We start from the raw sequence: 17,189 nt of genomic DNA on the forward strand, positions 1-17,189 counted from the left end.
CAGTCGTTTATTTCACCTATCTTATATCTTAATACACGGCCTTTACGCTAATTATAAATTGTCTAAATATGGTTAATTGCTAAGCATCTATTGCCAATGGTCTTTTAACCATGGGCTTGGCTTCACATGTCGATACCATTTACCGCCACTACCAGCAATTGCATCTGGCGGGTTAATCTCACCATGGAAGATAACGATTTTTGCATCATCCGGCAGAGTAGGTGTGCGTACAAAGTTAAAAGGAATCGGCGCAATACATTGATACTTAAAGCTGACACACCATGTTTTGTCCCAATACTCTAGGTGATGATGCTCACGCAAATAGTTAGAGAGATAGGCCTGCTCGTGACGTACTTGGGTGCGAATGGTTTCAAAGTTTCGCTCAAAATTAGACAGCAAATCAGGATAGGTATTCATACCAATATTAAAGCGATAGACAGAGCTATTGCCAATCATGCGCCAAGGTTTTTTCCAGTCGCGGATGATGACGACGCTGTCTTCATGTTCTGCTTGGTAAGTGAAAAACGCATCGATATTATCGACAATGACGATATCGATATCTAAAAATAGGGCCACACCTTTTAAGTCATACAGCTCAGGCTTAAAGGTAGTCAGTTTCTTCCAACCACGTTCAGGACCTGCTGGCAAATCCATATCGGGTATCGGGTAACAGGCAATCGCAGGGTCAATACCTGTGCTGTCATCGGTCAAGCAAACCATTTGGAAATCTAAGGTTAGATGTCGACTAACCATGTTGTAGAGACGATTGACGTATTCAGGACCATATTTGTCGCCCCATTTCATACAGATGATATAACGCTGTTCAGCAGCATTTGTGCTGGTCTGATTAGGATCTGTAGATGAAGTCTTAGTTACGTCAGATGTCATAATGCACTCGTATTGAGATAATAGTCAGATAAATGAAGGACTAATAAAAGTAAAAGGATATAGAGTTCAGCCAATATTAGCATAGCTGTGACTGATGGTACGTCTAAACTGATGGTATGTATAAATAGGCAACACTAGATTGGTGATGACTAATGATTGCCGAACTTAGTGTTATCGCTTTTAACAGTACTATCGTTTTTAACATTGTCGATTTTAACATTGTTATTTCGAACGCTATCGTTGATATCGCTAGCAGAACGACTAGAAACGTTAGAATGGTGAGATTGAATAAAAGCTGCTAAAGTCTCTTTATCTTTTCGGTAAGGATTGCCTAAGTTTGGAATACGCTTAAAACGTCGATAGCCCCACATATAATGACTGTAATTGTCTGTAATCATACGCTCCATAGCCTGATTGAGAGCATGAGTCGCCACTTCAGCATTACGGTCATACAAGGCTGGATCGTCGAGTTTGTAGCAGTAAATGTCAAAACCGCGTCCATCGGTACGGCGAATACAAGATAAGCCAACCAGTGCACATTTGGTCTTGCTCGCCAGTTTAGAGGCAAGGGTACTGGTCAATGTTTTGATACCAAAGAACGGAACAACAACACCGCCTGATGGCTCTGGAACGTGGTCTGGCAGTACAATACTAAAACCACCTTGCTTGAGCGTTTTAAACACGGCTTTAACGCCGCTACCATCAGTAGGTACCAAAGTCGCGTTAAGTCGCGCTCGACCCTGAAGAATAAACTCGTTAGCGAATTTGCCGTCAACTGGCTTATACATAATGGTTGGCGCACCAAACTGGTTGAGCCAAGCATTCATCATCTCCCAAGTGCCGAGATGCGGTACGATAGCAAGCATGCCATTTGGATTGGCAAGACCTTCTAAAAGAATGTCTTTATTATGGACATCACGAATCTGGGCGATACTCCACTCAGGTGGCATCGCCCAGCTTTTTATAGATTCAATACTGGTCAGACATTGATGATAAATAATGTCTTTGGTCAATGCACGCTTTTGCTGCTCAGACAGTGTATGAGTAATCAGCGCCATATTGATCTGAATGGTACGCATGATACTTAGACTGGGTATCTTAATGATAACCCACGCAACAAAACGTGCCAGCATCTGCAGTACAGACAATGGCACGACTTTGAAAATATGATACGGATTCATGACCACTCACATGGTAATGAATCACGTAGCAAGCACTGTAGACAGCAACCGCGCATCATCAAACGATTTATTCAGCAGGCTTGTTGGTATCAGCCTGTGCTTTTTCACGCACACGGATACCAAGCTCACGTAGTTGTTTGCTATCAACGCCAGCAGGTGCTTGAGTCAATGGGCAATCAGCCGTTTTGGTTTTTGGGAAGGCGATAACGTCACGGATAGAGCTTGCGCCTACCATCAACATAATCAAACGATCTAAACCAAATGCTAGGCCGCCATGCGGTGGCGCACCGAATTTTAGAGCATCAAGTAAGAAACCAAACTTGTCTTCAGCTTCTTGCTCACCGATACCCAAGGCTTCAAGTACAGCTTGCTGCATATCATAAGTGTTGATACGTAAGCTACCACCACCAATCTCAGTACCGTTCAATACCATGTCATAAGCGATAGAAAGGGCAGATTCTGGGTTGTTTTTCAACTCTTCAACTGAGCCTTTAGGCTTAGTGAACGGATGATGCATCGACGTCCAACGACCATCGTCAGTCTCTTCAAACATCGGGAAGTCGGTCACCCAAAGAGGTGCCCATTCACAAGTCGTCATTTCAAGATCTAGACCGATTTTTTGACGTAATGCACCAATCGCATCATTCACGACACTTGCTTTGTCCGCACCAAAGAAGATAATGTCGCCATCTTCTGCAGCAGTACGCTCGATTAGGCTCACAAGCACGTCATCAGTCATATTTTTGATGATTGGAGACTGTAGGCCAGACTCTTTATCCACACCGTTATTGATGCTGCTAGCGTCATTGACTTTGATATAAGCCAAACCGCGTGCGCCATAAATACCAACAAACTTGGTATAAGCATCGATTTGCTTACGGCTTAATGATGCGCCACCAGGAATACGTAGGGCAGCGACACGACCTTTAGGATCGTTAGCAGGACCAGCAAATACCTTAAAGTCAACGTCTTTCATCAAATCTGCAACGTCGACCAGCTTTAGTGGAATACGTAAGTCAGGCTTGTCTGATGCATAGTCACGCATTGCTTCTGCATAAGTCATGCGTGGGAACTGCTCAAACTCAACGTCCATCATTGTCTTAAACAAATGCTTGATAAGGCCTTCGTTGATGTTCATGATTTCTTCTTCGTTCAAGAAAGAAGTCTCAATATCCACCTGAGTAAATTCAGGCTGACGATCGGCACGTAAATCTTCATCACGGAAGCATTTAGCAATTTGATAATAACGGTCAAAACCTGACACCATCAATAATTGCTTAAATAGCTGTGGTGACTGCGGCAAGGCAAAGAAGTTACCTGGACGAGTACGTGATGGTACAAGATAATCACGCGCACCTTCAGGCGTTGCACGAGTCAAGATAGGCGTCTCAACATCCAAGAAGCCATGATCATCTAAATAACGACGAATCGCTGAAGTTGCCTTGGCACGAAATACCATACGCTCTTGCATTTGCGGACGACGCATATCAAGATAACGATACTTTAGACGCAAGTCTTCAGATACAGTCGTTTTTTCGTCATTCAATGGGAATGGCGGCGTTTCAGACTTAGCCAGTACTTCAATTTCTTTGCCCAATAGCTCAATTTGGCCACTGGTCATATTATTATTTTCAGTACCTTCATAACGGCGACGTACGCGGCCAGTTATCTTTAGCACGTATTCAGGACGTACCGCATCAGCGGTTGCGAAAGCTTCTGGGGTATCAGGGTCGACCACGACCTGTAAGATACCAGCGCGGTCACGCATGTCTAAGAAAATCACGCCACCGTGATCGCGACGACGATGTACCCAGCCTACGATACTAATGGTTTGCTCAAGCAAGCTCTCGGTTACGGCTCCGCAATACTCGTCTCGGTATTCGCTATGCGTCATAGTGCTTTGCGTCATAATATGGTTATCCAGTTATCAGCCCAATTCGAAGTACAATAATGCAGCCATTGTTGTGCGTTTCAAGCTATTTGCAAAAAAAACACACAAACAACGCGATTAAGACATATGGTCATCACGTTGGCTGCAGAAAATTTGATATAAACGCATATTATGCCTAATCTGCCTTTGTTATACAACCGGCTGAGTTCAATCAAAGAACGGGAGTCTGTAAGTATTTGAGGTATTTATTCTGCGTTATTTATATTGGGTTAAATATTGTCATCATGCTTGAAAACGCCGCTTAGTGTGCACATATCAACCGCACGCTAATAAAAACAGCCATATCAATATATTTACTGACTTGAGGATTTGTAACCATGCTATTTCATCCCCCTAAAAACCCTGTTGAGCTTAAAATACGCCACTTGAATGATGCTCAAAAGCAGCGCCGCGAAGATTTGATGGAAGCCACCCAAGGCAAAGCTGCTCTCAAACAGTTCAAAAAAGTCATGGCCAAAAAAGCCAAGCAAGCATTGAAAGCAAAAACCAAAAATAAGAAAAAAAATATTGACACTGTGTTACAAGTTTTTGTGCTCGATTTTGACGGTGATATCAAAGCAACTGCGGTCAAACATTTGCGTGAAGAAATCAGTACTCTAATTAGTACCGCAAATAAAGGTGACGAAGTTATCGTACGTCTTGAATCAGGCGGCGGTTTGGTACACGGTTATGGTTTGGCCGCAGCGCAATTGGTTCGCATAAAAGATGCTGGTTTAAAATTGACTGTCTGTGTTGATAAGGTGGCGGCAAGCGGCGGTTATATGATGGCTTGTGTTGCAGACAAGGTAATAGCAGCACCATTCGCTATCATTGGTTCAATCGGTGTGGTGTCGCAATTGCCAAACTTCCATAAATGGCTAAAAAACCATGACGTCGATTATGAAATGTTTACCGCTGGTGACTACAAACGTACGGTAACTGTATTTGGTGAAAATGATGCCGAAGACCGTGCCAAATACCAAGAAGAGCTAGAGCAGACGCATGAGCTATTCAAGCATTTCGTTAATACGTATCGTCCAGAACTTGATGTTGCCAAAGTAGCTACGGGTGAGCATTGGTATGGCGAAGATGCGTTAAAGCTTAACTTAATTGATAGTCTACAGACTTCAGACAGCTATATTTTGGAACGTATGGAAGACAACGAAGTATACGCACTATATTCACGTCAGAAGCCGACATTAGCAGAAAAGTTAGGATTGGCTCAGGCAGCAGAAGCGACACTGAGCATGGCTGTAGATAAATTACCTGATGCACTTGCACGTTTTGATTTGAATAGTCGCCTAAATATTCTGAAATAATGTTAGTTATCATTGTGATAGTTGAATAATGGTATTTTAGTGCTCAGAATTTTTAGATACATTGTTTATATTTTGTAAAAGGCGTGGCCTAGCTGGTCGCGCCTTTTTGCTGTTTATTGACAATTGCTGTGTTATAAATGTAGCACACGGAAAACAGTATACGTGCGTGCACTAAAGCTCTAGTAGAGCTTTTTATCAACATTTGATTTAGACAATCAATAAAGAAAAGGAAGTCATTTATGTCTAACGACAATTTAATGTTTACCGCAACAGAACATGGTCAAGCCATGCATGCCAAAGTCAAAGCGTTCATCGAAACGAATATTGAACCCATCGAAGCCCAATTCTGGGAAGATTGTCATAAGAAAAACCCTGATGGTAATTGGGAAAACTGGGAGTGGCCAGAAGCCTACGAAAACCTGCGCAAACAAGCACGTGAAGAGGGCTTGTGGAATTTATTCCTGCCAGATGACACACTAGGTGCAGGACTGTCAGTCACTGATTATGCGCCTATTGCAGAGTTGACTGGTCGTAGTTTGCTAGCACCTCATGTATTTAACTGCAATGCACCTGATAGCGGTAATATGGAGCTATTATGGCGTTACGGTACTCAAGAGCAGCAAGACAAGTGGCTTACCCCAATCCTAGAAGGTAAGACACGCTCTGTATTCTGTATGACTGAGCCTGACGTGGCTTCAAGTGATGCAACCAATATGCAAGCAACCGCCGTAGTAGATGGTGATGAGATTGTCATCAATGGTAGCAAATGGTGGTCATCTGGTCTTGGCGATCCAGCGGTTGATGTTTTAATTGTGATGGCATATACCGCGGATGAAAGTGCAGACCGTCATCATCAGCATTCGATGGTACTTGTGCCAGTCAACACACCAGGTGTAAATATTAAACGTATGCTTAAAGTGTTTGGTGATTATGATGCACCGCACGGCCATGGTGAAATTAGCTTTGAAAATGTGCGTGTGCCAGTCAGCCACTTTATTGGTGGACCTGGTAAGGGATTTGAGATTGCGCAGGGTCGTCTAGGGCCAGGTCGTATTCATCATTGCATGCGCTGTATCGGTGCTGCCGAAAAATCTCTTGAATTAGCAGTCAAGCGTGGTATGTCGCGTACTGCCTTTGGTAAGCCGTTACTACAATTGGGTGGTAACTTTGAGCGTATCAGCGAGGCTCGTATCAAAATTGACCAAGCACGCTTGCTAACATTGTACGCCGCTCAAAAAATGGATGCTCAAGGCACCAAAGCCGCATTGACGGAAATCTCTGCTATCAAAGTAGTGGCGCCAACTGTGCTACAAGAAGTGGTCGATATGGCGATTCAGATTCATGGTGGTATGGGCGTCTGCCAAGATACCTTGCTACCGAATTTCTACGCGCAAGCACGTGTACTACGTTTAGCAGACGGTCCAGATGAAGTACATAAAACTATGATTGCTAAGCTAGAGTTAAAACGTCAGGGCTTTAGTCGTTCTGCTAAATCTGACAAAGCTTAGTCTTAAGTTTGATCTTAACAAACGGTTGTGTGAGTTAGTTTCGATTTGCTCACGCAACTATCAAGAATAAGCCAATCAACATGCTAATTAAGAATTCACTATTAACGACTTAGTAGTGAATTTTTCATCACTAGAGCGAGTCCTCATCTCAAAAATGGTAATAAGCATGAGATAAATTGAATTGAGAACTAGCTCGCATATCTGTTATAAAAATAAATGACCACATGATAAGGAATGTCTCATGGCAACTGATAATAAAGTACTAGACAAAGGCGGTGCCGTACGCGAAGGTGAAGAGCTTGATGCCAAAGCAGTAAGCGCATGGCTTCGCGATCAAGGTGTCGACGTGGTAGGCGAGCCTACGGTCACTCAGTTCTCAGGCGGCGCATCAAACTGGACGTATCGACTACAATATGAAGGTGAAGATAAAAACCAAGATCTCATATTACGTCGTCCACCAAAAGGTACCAAGGCAAAATCTGCCCATGACATGGTGCGTGAGTACACCGTTCAAAAAGCATTAAAAGATGCTTATCCTTATGTACCTGAGATGATTGCGCTATGTACGGATGAAGCTGTTATCGGCGCTGACTTTTATGTGATGGAGCGTATGGAGGGTATTATCCCTCGTGCAGAATTGCCAGAAGGTATTGATCTAAATCCTGAGCAAACGCGTCTGCTTTGCACCAATGTATTAGACGCTTTGGTAGAGCTACACCAGATAGACTATACCGAGCATCCTGATTTGGTCAATTTGGGCCGCGGCGAAGGCTACTGTGAACGCCAGATCAGTGGTTGGGATAAACGTTATGTCAAAGCAAAGACGCCAAACGTACCAAGCTTTGCACTGGTCAGACAATGGCTTGCTAAGCACACGCCTGCTGATAGCAAAACTTGTATCATTCATAATGATTGGCGCTTTGACAATGTCATACTTGATGCGGATGAGCCGACCAAAGTTATTGGCGTGCTCGACTGGGAGATGGCAACCCTTGGCGATCCATTGATGGACTTGGGTAGTGCATTGGCTTACTGGATTGAAGAAGATGATAATATTATCATGCAACAGTTCCGTCGTCAGCCAACACATGTAGAAGGCATGATGACGCGCGATGAAGTGGTTGAATATTATCTAAAACAGTCAGGTTTAGAGATAGATAATTGGACCTTTTATGAAGTGTTTGGATTGTTCCGCCTCTCAGGCATTATTCAGCAAATCTACTATCGTTATTATCATAAGCAAACTACCAATCCAGCGTTCAAAAGCGCTTGGCTCGTTATACATGTCATGCATGCTAAATGTTTGAAACTAATTGCGCAATATGAAGGCGAAGCTTTATTCAATGCGCACGTTCAGCCACATTTAGAAGACATAGGCATAGATGCTGCTGCTATCGAGCAGTTACCAAGCCCTGTTCAAAAAGTGGTCAAAAGTATTTTACCAAAAGGTTATTTTGCAAAAGCACCTGACTCTCCTGAAGCGTAAGCATTCAGCAAACCGTACTTTAGCCAATATGATAAAAGGTAAGAATCTATGACAACCATACTTTTAGCACGTCATGGCCAAGCGTCTTTTGGACAAGAAAACTATGATCAACTCTCAGAACTAGGCACTATCCAAGCCCAAATGCTAGGTCAGCACTATGCAGCCACACAGCGCCGCATTGATGCCATATTTACTGGTAGGTTGGTTCGACAGCAAGACTCAGCACGTCATTTTTGGGAGCGTTACCAATCGTCTGTACATGCCAATAATAGCAATGGCACAGCTACTGCGCCCGCAATCAACTTTGATCAGCCAGATAGTTATATTCTGCCGCAGTTTGATGAGTTTAATCATAAAGACGTGTTCGTTAAGTCAGCAGAGGCATCGGGAAATAGATCTGACATCTCAGCTGAAATCGCCAAAGCAGAATCGCCAGCCACGCGATTGGCTGAGCTATTTGATCAAGCGATGCAGCGCTGGCATGCTGGTGACAATGATCAAGATTATCTTGAAAGTTGGCCACAGTTTAATAATCGTGCACAACAAGCCCTTGAACAGGTACGTGCAAAAGTAGCAAACATGAGCTTAGATCAGGACAGCACCGTGCTCGTATTCACTTCAGGTGGTGTCATCGCTGCAATCACTGCCCAGTTATTGCGACAAGGCAGTCAGACCGCTTATCAGCTGAATAAAAGCTTGGTCAATACGGGGGTGACCTCTATTACTTTAAAGAATCAAAGCTCTCGCTTGCTGTCTTTGAATGAATATAGTCATTTATTCTCTGATGGTAAACCATTCGTGACATGGCGATAAATTTACACATGATTTGCGAATAATATAGTGTCATATCTGCTTAAAGTATGAGCCTTATCGACGTTTATACTAAAAAGTTACCGATTTGATTCTGTGCAATATCGATATACAAAGGACGGTACATGCAAAATAAATTAATAAAATTGGTTGCTAAAAGTGCGCGCCATAGCAAAAACCAGATAGTAGGCGCGGTTCGACCTGCAAGCTATCTAAAAGACCTGAGTCAGCAGCAAGTAGGCACAGGTAAAACGGTGCTTATCACAGGTGCCAGTTCAGGTCTGGGCGAGGGCATGGCCAGACTGTTTGCTAGCCTTGGCTACAACTTGGCCATATGTGCGCGTCGCACTGATCGTTTAGAGCATCTAAAATCGGAAATGATGGACAAGTATCCTGATATCCGAGTCGAATACCAAGCACTAGATGTGAGTGATTACGATACGGTCTTTCAAATATTTGATGCTTTTGCAGATGACTTCGGTAGCATTGAGCGAGTAGTGGTCAATGCAGGTATTGGTGATAGTCGCCGCATTGGTAAAGGGCATTTTGAAACTAACCGTCGCACTGCTGATGTCAATTTTGTAGCAGCGCTGGCACAGTGTGAAGCCGCCATGAATATCTTCCGTGCTCAGAATAGTGGGCATTTGGTCGTGATATCGAGCATGTCAGCCATGCGTGGATTACCTAGGCATCTGACAACCTATGGTGCAAGTAAAGCTGGCTTGGCTCATTTAGCAGAAGGCATTCGCGCCGATATGCTCTTGACCAATCTTCCTATCAAAGTTTCTACGATTTACCCAGGCTATATTCGCACTGAAATCAACGAAGGCTCTAAGCCATTACCATTTGAAGTCGATACAGATACTGGTACTAAAGCCATTGTCGCGGCTATCGAAGCGGGTGTGGATGAAGCCTGTGTGCCGAGCCTACCTTGGTCCATGGTCAGTCATGCCATGAAGCACTTGCCATTACAGGTAATGAATAAACTAAGCTAAGCAAATTGGTTTTCCTAAGGTAGAAAAGAAGAAGCCCACTATTATTGTAGTGGGCTTCTTCTTTTATTTACTCTAAATAGCAGGACAAGTATTACAACGTTTGAGGATTATTTGACATATGCTGTTCACGCAGTTTTTGACGTAGTACTTTACCAACGTTACTCTTTGGTAACTCACTGACAAACTCAATATGACGGGGACATTTATAACCAGTCAAATTGTCCAGCGCAAATTCTTTGATGACTTCTTTAGTGACGTTGTTATCGGCGGGTACGATATAAATTTTAACCGCTTCACCTTGATGGTCATCAGGAATACCAATTACTGCGCAATCGACGATACCATCACAGTCGAGCATAACGGATTCGATCTCATTCGGGAATACATTGAATCCAGAAACCAAGATCATGTCTTTCTTACGATCTAGTAGGGTGATATAGCCTTTTTCGTCCATACTGATAATATCACCCGTACGGAAGTAACCGTCACTTGTGAAATCATTGGTATTGTCTTTATTAAAGTAACCAGACGTAATATTAGGGCCTTTAATACACATTTCGCCTGCTTGATTTAGGCCCACACGTTTGCCACTGTCATCTACTACAATGATATCGACACTAGGAACAGGTATACCAATAGTACCGTTGAATTTACGATCAGTAATCACGTTAGCAGTACCTGCCGCAACACCTTCCGTCATACCCCAACCTTCTACCATAGGGCAGCCAGTTACTTCCAACCAACGTGCTGCAGTTTGCTCAGTTGCTGCCATACCACCAGCCTGAGTGATACGTAATGAACTAAAATCTAAGTTTTTAAAGTTTGGCTGGTCAAGTAACCCTTTGAATAGAGTGTTTACAGCAGGGAAGATATGGAACGGTTGTTTTGATAAAGTTTTAATAAACCCTGGCATATCGCGTGGATTAGGTACTAGGATAAAGGTATAACCTGAACGCATACCAAGTAGACTCAGCATGAAGGCAAAAATATGATATAGCGGTAAGGCCATAACCATATTGATATATACTTCATTGATACCTGAGGTCACAGGACGATACCATGCCTCTGATTGCATAGCAGCAGCGACGACATTACGTTGTGTTAGGACAGCACCTTTAGATAGTCCAGTCGTACCACCTGTATACTGCAAAATAGCTTTCTGTTGTAGGGTGGTTTTTGGTGCTTGAATCGGTAGATTCTTACCTTTCTTTAGAACTTCAGGGAACTTAGTAACGTCATACTTAGGATCGTTTAGGTTGTACTTTGGAACCAAGCGTTTGACCTGACGGATGACCGTATTGACCAAAATACCTTTTAGACCCATCATATCGCCCATTTTTGACAGCACGATACGTTTGATATTGGTCTCTTCAATGACTTGCTCTAAGGCTTGAGCAAAGTTGTCAACGACAAAGATAACCTGAGCACCTGAGTCATTCAATTGGTGACGCAACTCGCGACCCGTATATAGTGGGTTTACTGGAGTGCAAACATAACCTGCACGTAGAATACCAATCATAGTTGGTAGATATTGGGGAACGTTTGGCATCATAAGAGCCACTACGCTGCCTTTAGGTAAACCTTGAGCCTGTAACCATGCTGCTACTGCCAGTGAAGCGTTATCAACATCACCATAAGTATGCGTCACACCCATACAGATAGTCATCGGATGCATACGAAAGCGGTTAAAACACTCTTCATATAACTCTATGAGGCTTTCATACTGATCCGGATTAATCGTCTTAGGTACGTTTTCCGGGTATTGAGAAAGCCAAGGTTTATCTACAGTCATGATTAGCGTCCTTAAATATTAAAATAAATTAAGGCTCTATAAAAAAGTAGTCACATCCATGTCAACAATTTATATTGCTGTTCCGTTAGCAAGAAATTGTCGAGTGTTATCCTATATATTCACATACTGCTAAAATACGAGGCCCTTATAAAGTTTGATTCAACCACAGAGCATAGATATCTCATCAGGTTAAAAAACTAATTAATGTTTTGATAATGAAAATAGCTACTAGTAATACTGCTAATCAATCGATATGAGTCATAATTATATAAGATTAAAATAACAGAAAGTATAGTGACACATTTTGGCAATACATTAACATAACTACAACCGTGCCTGTTATGCTTATACAAGAACTTGATAGTTTACAGTTAAATTTGATAAATGAAAAAATATATGTTGAATAATTATAAAATGCCTAGACAAGTAATTTACTTTCTTATCAAGTAATTAACATGAAATTTATTCAAAAAATGTCATATAACTCAATATAAAGGTAGATTTGTAGTAATGGTAATAGAGAAATTTTATAATTGAATGACATAAAATGAATATACAAAAAGAGCATCTTACATTAAATGTAAAATGCTCTTTAGTGAAAATAAAATCAAATTTTTAAAAAATTAAAACTTTGATGTTCGTTTATCTTTGTGGATGGTCTGCATTGTGTTTTTCACGCAATTTTTGACGAAGTACTTTACCGACATTACTCTTTGGTAAGTCGCTCACAAACTCAATGTGACGTGGACACTTATAACCCGTTAGATTGTCTAACGCAAAATCTGTAATCACTTCTTTGGTAACATTATTGTCTTCAGGTACTACGTATATTTTGACCGCTTCACCTTGATGACTATCAGGAATACCAATTACCGCACAGTCAAGAATACCATCACAGTCAAGCATCACAGATTCGATTTCGTTCGGGAATACGTTAAATCCTGAAACCAAGATCATGTCTTTCTTACGATCTAGCAGTTTAATATAACCTTTGTCATCCATGCTGACAATATCACCAGTGCGGAAGTATCCATCGCTAGTAAAGTCAGCACTACTGTCTCTATTCAGATATCCAGAGGTTACGTTAGGGCCTTTAATACATAGTTCGCCCCCTTCGTTTAAACCTACATGCTTGCCGTCTTCATCGATAATAATGACATCGACACCAGGTGCTGGTACACCGATAGTACCGTTAAACTCACGATTGGTAATAACGTTGGCGGTACCAACTGCAACGCCTTCTGTCATACCCCAACCCTCGATCATCGCGCAGCCCGTCACTTCTAACCAGCGATTCGCAGTTTGCTCAGTAGCCGCCATACCACCAGCTTGTGAGATACGTAAAGAGCTAAAGTCCAAATCTTTAAAATTAGGATTATCGAGCAATCCTTTAAAGAGGGTATTAACCGCAGGGAAAATATGGAACGGTTGTTTTGATAAAGTTTTAACAAATCCAGGAATATCACGTGGATTAGGTACTAGTATAAAAGTATAGCCTGAACGCATACCAAGTAGGCTAAGCATGAATGCAAAAATATGATACAGCGGCAGAGCCATTACCATATTGATATACACTTCGTTAATTTCTGATGTGATAGGGCGAGTCCATGCTTCTGATTGCATCGCTGCTGCTACGATATTACGCTGTGACAAAATAGCGCCTTTCGAAAGTCCTGTGGTACCGCCTGTATATTGTAAAAATGCTTTTTGATCCAAAGACATTTTTGGTTGCTGAAAAGGTAGGTTTTTACCTTTTTTCAATACTTCAGGAAACTTAGTGACATGGTACTTAGGATCATTAAGATTGTACTTGGGTACTAAGCGCTTGACCTGACGAATAATCGTATTGACCAAAATACCTTTCAAACCCATCATATCGCCCATTTTCGATAGGATGACACGTTTGATAGCCGTTTCTTCAATAACTTGCTCAAGTGCTTGGGCAAAGTTATCGACCACAAAAATTGCTTGAGCACCTGAGTCGTTAAGCTGATGGCGTAATTCTCGGCCAGTATATAGTGGGTTGACAGGGGTGCATACATAGCCTGCACGCAGTATCCCAATCATGGTTGGCAGATACTGTGGAATATTTGGCATCATGAGAGCGACGACACTGCCTTTTGGCAAGCCTTGGTTCTGTAGCCAAGCAGCAACTGCCATCGAAGCATTATCGATATCACCATAGGTATGAGTCACTCCCATACAAATGCTCATCGGATGTCCACGGAAGCGATCGAAGCATTCTTCGTATAGCTCCATGATGCTGCTATATCTATCGGGGTTAATGGTTTTTGGCACACCGGCTGGATATTGAGAAAGCCAAGGTTTGTTCGATATCATAGTTAGCATCCTTGCGATTTGATATAGGCTAAAGTATTTTAAAAAGGTAGTTGTCAATCTATCAATGGTACAAACCACCACTTATTTAGGTGGTATCTACCGTATTCAATAGCATCCCTGTCTATTGATCAATAGCTAGTTTTTTTGCTGCTGTCACAGCATTTTATTTAATAAATATTTATATAAAGCATCAAATAAAACAAATAAATAAAAAGTTCAGTAATAAAAATAATGCTCGTTCTAAAACTATTTATCTGCTGCTTACAAATAAAGTATCAAAAAAACGATACATTTGAGCAATACATTAGCATGAATTTAATCTAAAACAATAACAGTAAGCGATACTGATCAGTACATATATTAACTTATAAGAATATATTAACTTTGTTAGCTGACAAAAGAAGGATTAGATAATTAACATTGATGAGCTAACAAAAAACGCAGGAATGTAGATGCTAAGACTATTGCGGTAAAATGAATTGATCTTTTTTATTAAAGAAACGTCGATAAATAAGTAATGCACTGATGGTGCAGCCAAGCGTGCTGCTGACACATATCAGGAACATAGTAATTATTTGATAGCGTACTGCTTGAGTAGGATCGGCGCCCGCTAGGATTTGACCCGTCATCATGCCTGGTAAACTAACAATGCCGACGACTAGCATAGAGTTTAGAGTCGGAGTCATGCCATTAGTGATAGCTGCCTTTATCTGTTCATGGACGGCTTCGAATGGCCTAGCAGATAGACTGAGCATCATTTCTATGCGCCCTGATTGCTCATGAAAGGATTCAATCAATTGATTGCTCGTCAACGAAATGGCAGTCAGGGAGTTTCCTAATATCAGACCCAATATAGGAATAATGAATTGCGGTGTATACCAAGGCTCAACATTCAAAATCGCGATAATCGCAATCGTCGTTACTAGTATTGCTGAGATACCAACTGCCAATAACGTATCTGTTAACAACCCTTTATAGCTGCGTTTAACGCGATTTTTGGCGGCACTTCCTGCAATTAGAGTCATGACCGTTAAGATAAGTAGTACTTCATACCATTGTTCACGTGCAAAAATCCACGCCAGTATCAGCCCAATAAAGCTAAGCTGTATAATCGTACGAAGTGCCGCTATTAAAAGGGTCTTGCTTAGCTTTAAACGTAATCGCCAAGAGATGAGTAATACAATGATAATTAGGCTGCTAGCAAGAGCGATATCACTATAAGTGAGAAATATTTGCATATCATTCGTACCACTCGTATGAGCTTATTTAGGAAGTAATTATAGTAATAATACACGGTGAGGGTTGAGGTTATTAACGAGCCAAATTTCTTAGCAACTAAGCGATGACTTACTCATTTGATTAGATGTTTCTGATAAAAGTTCTTCAAGAGTCCGCAGTGAGCACACCTGCTTGCATATACCAGTGTCTATTTGCTAAAGGCATGATATCTTTTGTGTCATGAGTTACCCATAGGAGTGTGCGCTGTGCATCTGCGTGCAACCAGTTGATAAGTAAGTTGACGAGCTGTGTTGAAGTGTCAATGTCCAAAGCAGCAGTTGGTTCATCTAGCAATAGCACTTGTGGACTAAGCTGTAATAGACGTAACGTATTGACCAGTTGGCGCTCGCCACCAGACAAGTGCTTGGCGTCTTGTTGCAAAAAATCTGCACTTCTATCTAAGTGTTCAAGCTGAGCAACATTCCAGTCTCTATCAAAAATCTGCGATTGGTGAGCGTGCAATTGATAAGGCATTTGTAAGTTTTCAAGGACACTGCCGTCTAACAGCTGTGGATGCTGAGCGAGTAGGGCAACTTGCTTGCGCCACAGTACAGGTGCAGTCTTATGAATATCGTGATAAACATTACTTGACGTGCCATCGCTCAAACGAACAGTACCGCTGCTCATTGGTAATAATCCTGCCAATACTCGCAGCAGTACGGATTTACCGCTGCCAGACGCTCCAGTCAAAACAGTGACTTGCCCTGACAATAGCGTACCGCTCGCACCGCTTATTAGCGTTCGATCATGAGTTGATGGCTCTTTATCCAGTGAAGCGTTACCGGTTAGATTGCTTGTCCATTTTTGATAAATGCTAGACGGCATAGAAGGTTTTTTCAGTGCTTCTTTGCTATTTTTAATGCTTTGATCATTTATCGTCCGTTGGCTATGTGCACATAGATTATCAAATTCAAGCAACACTCTACCCGTATCTATGCTCATAGCAGTTCTACTGCTGACCATTTACTTGCTCAGCGATAGCTTGTTCGATCGTAACGCGCAGTTTTTTTGGTACACGAATAGGACGCATTGGTGGGGTTGTCGCTGAAGTATCTGGTTTATCGCTGCCTATTTCATCATTACTCATTGGCTCTGGTTTGACGAGATTTTGTACGCAGGCAATGACAATTTTGGTACTGCTTAGTAGCTGGCTATCATCTGTTTCGGTAGTACTATGATTTGGTAGATTGCGATATATACTTTGATAAAATATGATGCTGGCAGGTTTTAGCTCTACTTTATCAATACGTACGCTAATTACTTCATCTAATAGAATGGCTCTTTTGTATTGCAAGTCTGCCTGACTCACGACAAAATGCTGTACTTCACCACTGTCAGTCTGCAAAAAATATCCATTTAAGCCCAGCTCAGTAAACCAGTCGCGTCGGCAGTTTTCAAAAAACACCAAATGATTGGCGTGATAGACTATACCGCCAGCATCAGTATGGTTAATATAGACGTTATAATCTTTAGCAAATAATGGTTTGGTGTCATCATTCATGGCTGATGTCGTATTTTTTTGCTTAATTGTTGTCATAGTGATGCTCGATATTTTTAATAAGTATTGTTGAATAAAAGTGTTTCAGATAGACCAATAATAGATAGTGCTTATAATAGAGTTACTCTAGCTCAAGATTTCAGGCCATGCAACCGCTAGAACCG

At 41.8% G+C, this 17,189-nt stretch carries 13 protein-coding genes; 5 read left to right on the forward strand and 8 right to left on the reverse strand.

The genetic code is table 11. The features are described from left to right. Nucleotides 1-87: 87 nt before the first annotated feature. The 3 genes from ABFV72_RS02250 to aspS all read right to left on the reverse strand — a co-directional run bounded on the left by ABFV72_RS02250 (nucleotide 88) and on the right by aspS (nucleotide 3,963). Nucleotides 88-888, reverse strand: a complete 801-nt coding sequence (locus tag ABFV72_RS02250) for a glycosyltransferase (protein ID WP_347162236.1) — start codon at nucleotides 886-888, stop codon at nucleotides 88-90. A 149-nt stretch (nucleotides 889-1,037) separates the two neighbouring features. Beyond that, on the reverse strand, nucleotides 1,038-2,069 hold the full coding sequence (locus tag ABFV72_RS02255) for a lysophospholipid acyltransferase family protein (RefSeq protein ID WP_347162238.1): 1,032 nt from the start codon (nucleotides 2,067-2,069) through the stop codon (nucleotides 1,038-1,040). 67 nt (nucleotides 2,070-2,136) lie between these two features. Beyond that, nucleotides 2,137-3,963, reverse strand: coding sequence for an aspartate--tRNA ligase (gene aspS / locus ABFV72_RS02260; RefSeq protein WP_102092879.1), 1,827 nt, complete (start codon nucleotides 3,961-3,963; stop codon nucleotides 2,137-2,139). 374 nt (nucleotides 3,964-4,337) lie between these two features. On the opposite strand from aspS, the gene sohB reads away from it, so the two are divergent. The 5 genes from sohB (at nucleotide 4,338) to ABFV72_RS02285 (ending at nucleotide 10,117) form a co-directional block, all read left to right on the forward strand. Continuing rightward, a complete protein-coding gene (sohB, locus tag ABFV72_RS02265) occupies nucleotides 4,338-5,318 on the forward strand; it encodes a protease SohB (protein WP_347162240.1) in 981 nt (326 codons plus the stop codon). 257 nt (nucleotides 5,319-5,575) lie between these two features. Then, the gene (locus ABFV72_RS02270; protein WP_227526716.1) at nucleotides 5,576-6,826 is read left to right on the forward strand and encodes an acyl-CoA dehydrogenase family protein; all 1,251 of its coding nucleotides are present in this window, start codon (nucleotides 5,576-5,578) and stop codon (nucleotides 6,824-6,826) included. Nucleotides 6,827-7,067: 241 nt separating this feature from the next. After that, on the forward strand, nucleotides 7,068-8,312 hold the full coding sequence (locus ABFV72_RS02275; RefSeq protein ID WP_347162242.1) for a phosphotransferase family protein: 1,245 nt from the start codon (nucleotides 7,068-7,070) through the stop codon (nucleotides 8,310-8,312). A 48-nt stretch (nucleotides 8,313-8,360) separates the two neighbouring features. After that, a complete protein-coding gene (locus ABFV72_RS02280; protein ID WP_347162244.1) occupies nucleotides 8,361-9,125 on the forward strand; it encodes a histidine phosphatase family protein in 765 nt (254 codons plus the stop codon). Between the two features lie 122 nt (nucleotides 9,126-9,247). Then, nucleotides 9,248-10,117 (forward strand): SDR family oxidoreductase, encoded by an 870-nt coding sequence (locus ABFV72_RS02285; protein ID WP_347162246.1) that lies wholly within the window; start codon nucleotides 9,248-9,250, stop codon nucleotides 10,115-10,117. A 91-nt stretch (nucleotides 10,118-10,208) separates the two neighbouring features. Here the strand turns inward: ABFV72_RS02285 and ABFV72_RS02290 are convergent, their stop codons facing one another. The 5 genes from ABFV72_RS02290 to ABFV72_RS02310 form a co-directional block, all read right to left on the reverse strand. After that, on the reverse strand, nucleotides 10,209-11,909 hold the full coding sequence (locus ABFV72_RS02290; RefSeq protein WP_347162248.1) for an AMP-binding protein: 1,701 nt from the start codon (nucleotides 11,907-11,909) through the stop codon (nucleotides 10,209-10,211). Nucleotides 11,910-12,551: 642 nt separating this feature from the next. Further along, nucleotides 12,552-14,249: an AMP-binding protein gene (locus ABFV72_RS02295; protein WP_347162250.1), complete on the reverse strand. Its 1,698-nt coding sequence runs from the start codon at nucleotides 14,247-14,249 to the stop codon at nucleotides 12,552-12,554. A gap of 461 nt (nucleotides 14,250-14,710) precedes the next feature. Then, entirely contained in the window at nucleotides 14,711-15,487 is a 777-nt protein-coding gene (locus ABFV72_RS02300) for an ABC transporter permease (protein WP_347162252.1), read from the reverse strand. 145 nt (nucleotides 15,488-15,632) lie between these two features. Continuing rightward, the gene (locus ABFV72_RS02305) at nucleotides 15,633-16,469 is read right to left on the reverse strand and encodes an ABC transporter ATP-binding protein (RefSeq protein ID WP_347162254.1); all 837 of its coding nucleotides are present in this window, start codon (nucleotides 16,467-16,469) and stop codon (nucleotides 15,633-15,635) included. Between the two features lie 7 nt (nucleotides 16,470-16,476). Beyond that, a complete protein-coding gene (locus ABFV72_RS02310; protein WP_347162256.1) occupies nucleotides 16,477-17,064 on the reverse strand; it encodes a thioesterase family protein in 588 nt (195 codons plus the stop codon). Nucleotides 17,065-17,189: the final 125 nt, after the last annotated feature.

It is taken from the genome of Psychrobacter proteolyticus (assembly GCF_039762275.1).
GTDB lineage: Bacteria > Pseudomonadota > Gammaproteobacteria > Pseudomonadales > Moraxellaceae > Psychrobacter > Psychrobacter proteolyticus_C.